8 protein-coding genes are annotated in these 9,450 nt (G+C 57.5%); 6 read left to right on the forward strand and 2 right to left on the reverse strand.

Annotated elements, in window-relative coordinates:
- Both ABYV26_RS14050 and ABYV26_RS14055 read right to left on the reverse strand, forming a co-directional pair.
- On the reverse strand, positions 1–1,230 hold a 1,230-nt coding region (locus tag ABYV26_RS14050), incomplete at its 3' end, for a sigma-54-dependent transcriptional regulator (RefSeq protein WP_372681982.1).
- Position 1,231: 1 nt separating this feature from the next.
- Positions 1,232–2,755 (reverse strand): cache domain-containing protein, encoded by a 1,524-nt coding sequence (locus ABYV26_RS14055; RefSeq protein ID WP_372681983.1) that lies wholly within the window; start codon positions 2,753–2,755, stop codon positions 1,232–1,234.
- Positions 2,756–3,047: 292 nt separating this feature from the next.
- On the opposite strand from ABYV26_RS14055, the gene ABYV26_RS14060 reads away from it, so the two are divergent.
- The 6 genes from ABYV26_RS14060 (at position 3,048) to ABYV26_RS14085 (ending at position 9,439) form a co-directional block, all read left to right on the forward strand.
- Complete coding sequence (locus ABYV26_RS14060; protein ID WP_372681984.1) at positions 3,048–5,081, forward strand: FAD-dependent oxidoreductase; 2,034 nt, start codon at positions 3,048–3,050, stop codon at positions 5,079–5,081.
- Between the two features lies 1 nt (position 5,082).
- Positions 5,083–5,739: a VOC family protein gene (locus ABYV26_RS14065; RefSeq protein WP_372681985.1), complete on the forward strand. Its 657-nt coding sequence runs from the start codon at positions 5,083–5,085 to the stop codon at positions 5,737–5,739.
- A 33-nt stretch (positions 5,740–5,772) separates the two neighbouring features.
- Entirely contained in the window at positions 5,773–6,168 is a 396-nt protein-coding gene (locus tag ABYV26_RS14070) for a YajD family HNH nuclease (RefSeq protein ID WP_372681986.1), read from the forward strand.
- 166 nt (positions 6,169–6,334) lie between these two features.
- A complete protein-coding gene (locus ABYV26_RS14075) occupies positions 6,335–7,660 on the forward strand; it encodes an FAD-binding oxidoreductase (RefSeq protein WP_372681987.1) in 1,326 nt (441 codons plus the stop codon).
- An 80-nt stretch (positions 7,661–7,740) separates the two neighbouring features.
- Positions 7,741–8,337 carry a YceI family protein gene (locus ABYV26_RS14080; RefSeq protein ID WP_372681988.1) on the forward strand — a complete coding sequence of 199 codons (597 nt, stop codon included), beginning with the start codon at positions 7,741–7,743 and terminating at the stop codon, positions 8,335–8,337.
- Between the two features lie 364 nt (positions 8,338–8,701).
- The gene (locus ABYV26_RS14085; protein WP_372681989.1) at positions 8,702–9,439 is read left to right on the forward strand and encodes a spondin domain-containing protein; all 738 of its coding nucleotides are present in this window, start codon (positions 8,702–8,704) and stop codon (positions 9,437–9,439) included.
- Positions 9,440–9,450: the final 11 nt, after the last annotated feature.

Below are 9,450 nucleotides of genomic sequence, written 5' to 3' on the forward strand. Positions count from 1 at the left end.
CGTTAATTCGCCAAGGGGCGTTTGTCCATGGGAGATATGTAATTTAAAGGTGTCCAGAGAGAGCGTGCCGGAGCGATGACGACTCACGGCATCGAAGACCATCGATTCCAATTCCCGTACATTGCCGGGGTAGGCATGATTCGACAACAGCGCTTCGAGTTCACGCGGCACCGGCGGTGTGGGCTTGTTCAGCCGGGAAGCGGCATTTGCCAGAAAATGAGCGAGCAGCCGAGGAATGTCATCCAGCCGCTCTCTGAGGGGCGGGATGTAAATTCGATGGGTCTGCAGGCGATAGCTGAGATCTTTTCGAAAACGCCCCTCACTGAGAAGCGTGGACAGGCGATGGTTGGTGGCCGCGACGATGCGCGCTTTGGCCGACCGGGGTACATCGGCGCCCAAGGGAAAATACTCGCCCTCTTGCAGCAGTCTCAACAGCTTTACCTGGGATGCCGGGGTCAGGTCGCCGATCTCATCCAGAAAGAGGGTTCCGCCCTCAGCCTGTTCGATCAATCCGCCGCGAGGGGTATCCGCTCCGGTATAGGCGCCCTTTACATGGCCGAACAGGGTGTCCGAAAATACGGTGTCGTCCAGGCCGGCTGCATTGACCGCCACAAAGCCACCCTTGAGGCCGCTCAGCTGATGGATGGCCCGAGCGATCAGCTCTTTGCCGACGCCGGTTTCTCCCTGCACGAGGACCGGCTGCGACGTGGTGGCGATGGACTCCACATACTGGAAAAGGATTATCATCTTGCGGTTCCCGGTAATGATGCGGCCGAAGGCCTCAGGATTTTCCAGGTCGGTTCGCAACATGTGCCGGCGCAGCGATTGGTTTTCCCGCTTGAGCTCCTGATAGGACACGGCCCGGGTGACAGCCGTTATCAAACGATCCGCCTCCACCGGTTTGACGATGTATTCGAAGGCCCCTGCCTTGATGCAGCGCACGGCGGTTTCCACATCCACGGCACCGGTGACGATAATCACCGGCACATCCGGGTATTCCAGGCGCACATCGTCCAGCAGCCGATGGCCGTCCACGCTGGGCATGTTCAGGTCGAGCAGCATGAGTTCCACCGGGTTCTCGGCCAGCATGTTCATCACCCGGCGGCTGTCCTGGCAGGTAACCGTGTTATTCAGACCACTCATCTGGAGGGTCGTTTCTATGGCCAGCAGGATGGATGCTTCATCATCAACGATCATGATGGGACGCAGCGGGTGTAGAGGGATATTCACGCTAAGCCACCCTTGCCTCTCGTTGACGGGGGCCATGGGAAAGAGGAAACGTCACCTGCACGGTGGTTCCCTTGCCCGTCGTCGACTCAAATTTCATGCTGCCGCCATGATCCTTGACGATGCGATCGGAAATCGCCAGGCCAAGACCGGTGCCTCCTTGTTCCCGCCTGGTGGTGAAAAAAGGGTCGGTGATTCGTTTTTGTGCGGCTGCATCGATGCCTTCGCCTTCATCCTTCACTTCCAATACGAGCTGTTGCTTATCCGATTGAAACGCGGTGGTCACGGTAACCGATCGATCAAGGTCTGCCAGGGCCTGACAGGCGTTGACGATCAGGTTAATCGCCACCTGTTCGATACGCTGGGCATTTCCCGGAAAGGTTGGTAACGCCGGATGGCAGGTCAGCGTGAAGTGTCGGGTGGATTTTTTGATCAGATTGGTTGTCAGCCCGATGGCTTTGTTGACCACATCGTTTAGATCCACCTCGTCCTTCAACGCTGAAGGGTTGTCCCTGGCAAAGTCTTTGAGATCCGCCACGATGTTCCTGACTCGTCGTGCATCCTCGGTAATGCTGGTGAGCATTTGAGGAATGCGCTCGCGAATCCGGCTGTAGACAGTAGCCCCCACCTGGAAATCGCCGTGCTGTATCTGGTGATGATCAAGTATGGGCAGTATGGCCTCCCATATACGGGTAAGGTTGGGTGCATTGAGCATGACCGAGGTGATGGGGTTGTTGATCTCATGGGCCACACCGGAGACCAGGGTGCCCAGGGAAGCCATTTTGGCGGCCTGAAACAGCTGTTCCTGTTTGAGCAACGTTTTTTCTTCGGCAAGCTTTTTTTCCCGGGTCACCTTCATGCCATGCCAGACAATATGGATCGAAAGAAAAATGATCACGAAAAGGATCAAGGAGCAAACCAGCGTCGTTTTACGGGTGATGGCGGCAATCTGGGCGTGAACGTCCTCCACGTAGATGCCGGTACCGATGACCCATCCCCACGGGTCAAAACCCATGACATATGAAATTTTGGGAACGATGCGGGAGGGGTCGTCCATCCACTGCCACTGATAATCCACATAGCCGGCTTTTTGGGTCCGCACGATCTCCACGCATGACAGGAATAGCCGTTTGCCTGCCGGATCCGAAAATGTGGAAATATCTTTGCCCTCCAGGTCCGGACGATAGGGGTGCATGATCATGCGGGGCTGCATGTCGTTGATCCAGAAGTAGTCCTTGAAATCCTGCCCGTAACGCAGGCCCCGGATATGGTCGATGGCCAGGGCCTGGGCCTGGTCACGGGTCATCACCCCCTGGCGCACCTGCCGGGCGTATCCCTCCAAGCTGCTCCAGGCCGATGCCACCAGCTCACGGATGACCTCCCGCTTGCCGTCCATCAGCCGTTCTTCCATGATGGGCAGGATAAGCAAGAAAATGGTCATGATGAACAACAGCACCGTCAGCACCACAGGCAGAAGGATGCGGACGGGGATGCGACCGATCATATGGTTAATATGCGCCGTTTTCATGTCTTGTAATCGAACCGCTGCCGAATGGAGAGAAACCGGATTGACAAGCGTGGTCCATTCACTACGAGATTTTCAGATTACCCCATTGCCTATGAAAATCAAATCTAAATTGCATATTTCAATAAATGGGAACAACGGATCAACAACTGCAGCGACCCGATGTTGACAATACAATACTTGTTCCACAGGATCGGTGATGGTATGATTTCGCCATCGTTTGTGAACTACTCAAATGGAAACAGCCACTCGACGCCAAATCCCGTCCCGCTCGGCCCCGAAGTAGGAGACCGCCATGAAGCAACATCCTTACCCCCATCTGTTTGAACCCTTGAACCTTGGCTTTACCATCCTGAAAAACCGGGTGATCATGGGCTCCATGCACACCGGATTAGAGGAGGCCCAGGACGGATTTGCACGCCTGGCTGCCTATTTTGCCGAACGGGCCGCGGGTGAGGCGGGGCTGATCGTCACCGGCGGATTTTCTCCCAACGTTGAGGGTTGTGTGGCGGACCACGCCGCGCAGCTGAGCACGCCGGAAGCGGTTGATCGTCACCGGGTTGTCACTGCGGCGGTACACGAAAGCGGCGGCAAGATCGCCCTGCAGATCCTGCACACCGGCCGGTACGGGTTTCACAAACGTCTGGTGAGCGCCTCTCCCTTGCAGGCGCCGATCAACATCTTCAAGCCCAAGGAGCTTTCCGAAGACGAAATCCTCCGGCAGATCGAGGATTTTGCCCGCTGCGCCGATCTAGCCCGTCAGGCCGGCTATGACGGGGTGGAGATCATGGGGTCGGAAGGCTATTTGATCAACCAGTTTATCGCCCCGGCCACCAACCGGCGCACCGACCGCTGGGGCGGAACATATGAGAACCGGATCCGGTTTCCCCTGGAGATTGTCCGCCAGGTCCGCAAGCGCGTGGGCACTGACTTTATCATCATCTATCGTTTGTCCATGTTGGATCTGGTCGCAGGCGGCAGTTCCTGGAATCAGGTGGTGGAATTGGCCCGAGAAGTGGAGGCCGCTGGGGCCACCATCATCAATACAGGCATCGGCTGGCACGAGGCTCGGATACCGACCATCGCCAGTATGGTTCCCCGAGCGGCCTTCACCTGGGTCACCGGTCGGCTGAAAGGCGCGGTGTCCATCCCCCTGGTGACCAGCAATCGGATCAACACACCGGAGACGATTGAACAGACCCTGGCCGCCGGCCATGCGGATCTGGTCTCCATGGCGCGTCCCTTTCTGGCGGATCCGGCCTTCGTGAAAAAGGCCGGGGAAGGTCGCGCCGATGAGATCAATACGTGCATCGGCTGCAACCAGGCCTGTCTGGACCATATCTTTCAAGGTAAGGTGGCGAGCTGTCTGGTCAACCCCCGCGCCTGCCGGGAAACCGAGTTTGTCATTTCGCCGGCCGCTTCGCCCCAACGATTTGCCGTGGTGGGCGCCGGGCCGGCCGGACTCTCCTTTGCCGTCACCGCGGCATCGCGGGGCCATCGCGTGGTCCTTTATGATCAGCAGGACCGCATCGGCGGGCAGCTGAATCTCTCGGTACGCATTCCCGGCAAGGAGGAGTTCGCCGAGACCTTGAGATACTTCCGTCGTCAACTGGCGCTGCTGGGGGTCAAGGTGCGGCTGAATACCCTCGTGGACGCCGATCGTCTGGCCGGAGAATCCTTCGACGCGGTGGTGGTGTCCACCGGTGTCCGGCCTCGACGGCTGAACATTCCCGGGGTGAACCATCCCAAGGTGATCACCTACATCGACGCCATCCTGGGCACCAAACCCGTCGGTGATACCGTGGCCATTATCGGCGCCGGCGGCATCGGCTTTGACACAGCCGTACTGATCACCCACGAAGGCCTATCCACCAGCCTCGACCGCGACCGTTTTCTGGAAGAGTGGGGCGTGGATCGGGACTATCGGCAACCGGGCGGGCTATTGGCCGCTGATTCGGAAACATATCCATCTCCCCGGCGCGTCACCATGTTGCAGCGCAGGGCCTCCAAGATGGGTGCCGGGCTGGGCAAAACCACCGGCTGGATCCATCGGGCCACCTTGAGGAAGCGCGGGGTGGCGATGATCAACGGTGTGGCCTATGAAAAAATCGATGACGACGGCCTGCACATCGTCAAGAACCAGACCCGCCAAACCATTTTCGCCGACACGATCATCGTCTGCGCCGGCCAAGAGCCCTTGAGAACCTTGGCCGATGAACTGACCGGCGAGGGCATACCTGTGCACATCATCGGCGGTGCGGACAAAGCCGCCGAACTGGACGCCCAGCGGGCCATCGACCAGGGCGCCCGGCTGGCCATGGAGATTTGACGTGAGCCTGCCCGCCGCCGTTCTGGACCACCTTGTGGTGGCCGCCCACACGCTGGAACAAGGACTGGGGTATGTACAGGATCAAATCGGGGTAACCCTGACCGGCGGAGGGAAACATGCTGCCATGGGCACCCACAACCGGGTGCTTAAGCTGGGTCCGGGGCAATACCTGGAAGTGATCGCCATCGATCCCGAAGGCAGCCCGCCCGATTTCCCCCGCTGGTTCAACCTTGACGATCCGGGATTTCAGGCCCGGCTGAAGATCCGGCCGCGCCTGATCACCTGGGTGGTGCGAACGGACAATGTCGATGCACTGGCCGAAGCAATCTATGGGCAGCGGGTGTGCGTTCGTCCCATGCAGCGGGGTGAGCTGCGATGGCGGTTTGCCTTCACCGACGACGGATCCATGCCGGGTGACGGGCTGATCCCGCATATAATCCAGTGGGATGGCCACACCCATCCCACAGATAAAATGCAAGACGCGGGCTGCACGCTGTTGGGTCTTGACGGGTCCCGCATCGACGCTGAATCTGTTATCCGGGTTATTTCGTCCATGGGCCTTGACCATCTCATTACGTTCCATCCCGTTTCAAAACAGCGTCCGCCGGGATTGTCGGCACGCATAAAAACGCCCGCCGGGGTGGTGGTGATGGATTAACGAAAACCCATATTGGAAAAAAGGGGGCAACGCATGTCCGCCAATAACCAAGGCAAAGGTCCGGACAGACTCTCACAGGTGGTGGCCGACGCCCGCCGCCACATGAAGGACCGGGAAAAGACCTACCGCGAGAAGGCCATGAAAATGTATCCGCACGTCTGCGGCCGTTGTGCACGCGAGTTCAGCGGCAAGCAACTCAAAGAACTCACCGTGCATCACCGGGATCACAACCACGACAACAACCCCCCCGACGGCAGCAACTGGGAGCTCCTGTGTATTTACTGTCACGACAACGAACACGGTCGCCTGGAAGTGGCCGAGGCCTACGACGGCAGCTCGTCGTCGACGGAGACGACTGATTCCGATTTCTTCCACAATCCCTTTGCCGCTTTAGCGGGGATGCTCAAGGATAAAGATAAAGGCAAATAGGCTCACGGCGTCTGGAATCGGCCACCCATAGACCAATCGGCGTCATCACTGCCGCCACGGCGAAAATGAACGCCTGTAATACGATCAACCCATAAGGAACAGACCGGTGTCAACGCCCTTTGATAGAAAAGATCTGCCTTCAATCGGAACAATCATTCCGCAGGGAATGCGTATTTTGTTGGCCGCCGCCCTTGTCGCGCTGCTTCTGCTGATACTGGCCGGCGCGCTGACAATCCCTTTTGCCTTTGAATCGCCGTCCATGTGGTATAAATTCGGCATGGAAAAGGTCAGCCTGCGCACCGGGAAAATGCTGGGCCTTGCAGCCGGCCTGCTTATCCTCCTGCAACTGCCACTGGCCGGGCGACTGAAATGGTTGGACCGGATTTTCTCCCTGCCCGGCTTGATCCGCCAGCACCGGTTGCATGCCTGGGCGATTGTAATCCTGGCATTGGTTCACCCCCTATGCGTGCTGCTTCCCGAAGGAACACTGATCGTCCCCCTGGAGAAGCGTTATTGGCCCGAGTGGATCGGGGTGGGGCTGCTGATCTTCATCTTGAGCCAATTTGCTGTCAGCCGATGGCGCCAATCATTGGGCATCGCCTTTCACACCTGGTTGCGGTTCCACCGCATCGCCGGCCTGCTGATCGCCGGTCTCCTGGTTGTACATGTTCTTTATGTCAGCGAGTCATTCAGCGAAGACGGCCTGCCGAAGCTGGCGGTTGCAGTTGCCGCCGCTGCTTTCCTGATGTGCTGGCTGTGGGTGCGCAGCAGCTGGTTTCGGGTGCGCAGGAAGCCGTTTCTGGTTTCGCGTGTCCAACTCACCGGCTCCGATTGCACCTGCGTTGAATTAACCCCGGCAACGCCAACCCTTTTTTCATACATTCCCGGCCAGTTTGTTTGGGTCTCCTTTGCGTCGGCGACGGTCTCGCAGGAACCGCATGCCTTTACCCTCTCCTCCACACCCAGCCGTCCCGGGGTGCTGCAGTTCACCATCCGTGCATGCGGTGACTGGACTCATACGGTGGGAAGCCTTTCAATTGGAGACCGTGCCTTCATTCAAGGCCCCTTTGGCCGCTTCTGCCACCTGTTTACCGATCCGGATCGGGAGTTGATCATGATCGCCGGCGGCATCGGCATCACGCCCATGCTCAGCATGCTGCGCTTTATGGCAGACCATGGCGACCCCCGCCCGGTCACCCTGATCTGGAGCAACCGCAGCAAAGAAAAGATGGTGTTCACCGAGGAGATGGAGGCCTTGGCTGCAAAATTGACAGCTCTGCGCCTGATTCCTATATTATCGCGTAATACCAAAAAGGATGAGCGGACCGGCAGATTGGATCACAGATCGTTGGAGACGATGTTAAGAGGATGCAGTCGCGGATCGGCAATTTATGTATGCGGCCCGCCACAGATGATGAAGCAGGTAAGCACAGACCTTAAAACGCTCGGATTTCCCGCCCGTTCGATATTCAGCGAGGCGTTCGGCCTATAGATCCCGCCATTCAGCAAAACAGGCTACCCCCGATACCACCCTGGGCCGGTCCGACATTATTGATGAACAGGAGGCATTTCATGAAACCCTTTATAAAACTCTCGGCCGTTTTTCTTTTCGTTCTTATCTTTTCGGCTCAAGCGACAGCGGCAGCACCGCAATGGGAACTGGATCCGGCTCACTCTGGCATCTATTTCGGCATTGATCACATCTATTCTACCGTAAGAGGCTATTTCGAAGGTTTTAAAGGCACGGTGATGTTCTCACCCGATGACCTGGCAGGCAGCCGCTTCGACTTCGAAGTCGATGTAAAAAGCATCAACACCGGTAACACCAAGCGAGATGGCCACCTCAATTCAGCGGACTTCTTCGATTCCAAGCAATTTCCGACCATGAGTTTTAAAAGCACAGCCGTCAAACATGTCAAGGACAACCAGTACCTGGTCGAAGGGAAAATGACGGTCAAGGACGTGAGCGAGGCGGTTTCCGTGCCATTTACCTTTTTCGGGGTCAAGGTCCACCCATTCGACGACAAATCGGAAGTGGCCGGCTTCGAAGCCAGCATGACCATCGATCGCCTGGCCTATCACGTGGGCGGCGGCAAGTATTTCGATATGGGTGTGGTGGGAAAAGAGGTGGATGTGCTCATCTCCCTGGAAGTAACCCGAAAAAAGTAATAGGCAGTTCAAATCTGTTTTTAAACAGGTTCTCAATTGGGTTCCTGCTGACTGAACGCGTTTGTGCCATGCTTTGAAACGATTGACCGCCGCCCTGCTAGTCCTGCTTCAGGCTGGCTTTCCATGGCCAGCCTGGAGCAGTGCGCCGTTTGCTCCGACGGCAATCTCCCTGCCCCCGGGCTTTCGTATTTGATCGACCGCCGCCTCTATACCACGGATCATTCCCGGCCAATCTTTACCGAATCTTTATCCGATCTTTACCCAAGGTTAAAAGCCAGGGGTTATCGTATGAACAGTTCCAACAGGGTTTGTTGATCTGAAGCCCTGTTAACCCTTCAACCCCTTTTCGGTAAAGGAGATTGCCATGACAAAGCGATTGTTCAAAACACTCTTAGCGCTAATGATCGGGATGGTATTGCCCCTTGGTCAGGCGATGGCCGCTGAATTCACCGTCACCGTGAAAAACCTGACCAACGGAATCTATTTCACCCCCCTGCTAATCACCGCCCATGATGGAAAGACCCATCTTTTCGAAACCGGTTCGCCGGCATCAACGGCCCTGCAGGCCATGGCCGAAGGGGGTGACCTTTCCGGTTTGGTTGACATGGTGGGCGGTCCAGACCGGGATACTGTTGTCGATCCGGCAGGCGGTCCGCTGGCCCCCGGGGGTATCGTCAGTGACGTTTATTTCAACACCAAGCGGACTCGCAACCGATACTTGTCGTTGACCGCCATGCTGCTGCCCACCAACGACGGCTTCGTGGGCCTCGATTCGCTGCGTATTCCTCGAATTCCCGGGACCTACCGGTATTACCTTTTCGGTTACGATGCCGGCACCGAGGCCAACGATGAGCACCTCACCGGTGGTGGTGCGCCCGGCGTTCCTGGGATTCCAGGCGCACCCGGCGGTGATGCCGGCACCGGCGGCAGCGGTGTACCCGGCGCCGATAAAAATTCGACAGTGCACATCCACCGGGGGGTAATCGGCGATAACGATCCCGGAGGCGGCATCAGCGACCTGGACAGTGCCATTCACCGCTGGCTGAATCCCGTTGCGGAAATAGTCATCGAGGTCCTGCCCCGGCGACATGGCAGAAGATAGTCGAATTTTGC

Source organism: Desulfosarcina sp. (assembly GCF_041551955.1).
Lineage (GTDB): Bacteria > Desulfobacterota > Desulfobacteria > Desulfobacterales > Desulfosarcinaceae > Desulfosarcina.

Excerpts from the sequence above, each read along its gene's own strand:
- ABYV26_RS14060 (WP_372681984.1), top strand. The coding sequence starts at position 3,048 with ATGAAGCAACATCCTTACCCCCATCTGTTTGAACCCTTGAACCTTGGC.
- ABYV26_RS14075 (WP_372681987.1), top strand. The coding sequence starts at position 6,335 with ATGCGTATTTTGTTGGCCGCCGCCCTTGTCGCGCTGCTTCTGCTGATA.
- ABYV26_RS14070 (WP_372681986.1), top strand. The coding sequence starts at position 5,773 with ATGTCCGCCAATAACCAAGGCAAAGGTCCGGACAGACTCTCACAGGTG.
- ABYV26_RS14080 (WP_372681988.1), top strand. The coding sequence starts at position 7,741 with ATGAAACCCTTTATAAAACTCTCGGCCGTTTTTCTTTTCGTTCTTATC.
- ABYV26_RS14085 (WP_372681989.1), top strand. The coding sequence starts at position 8,702 with ATGACAAAGCGATTGTTCAAAACACTCTTAGCGCTAATGATCGGGATG.
- ABYV26_RS14055 (WP_372681983.1), bottom strand. The coding sequence starts at position 2,755 with ATGAAAACGGCGCATATTAACCATATGATCGGTCGCATCCCCGTCCGC.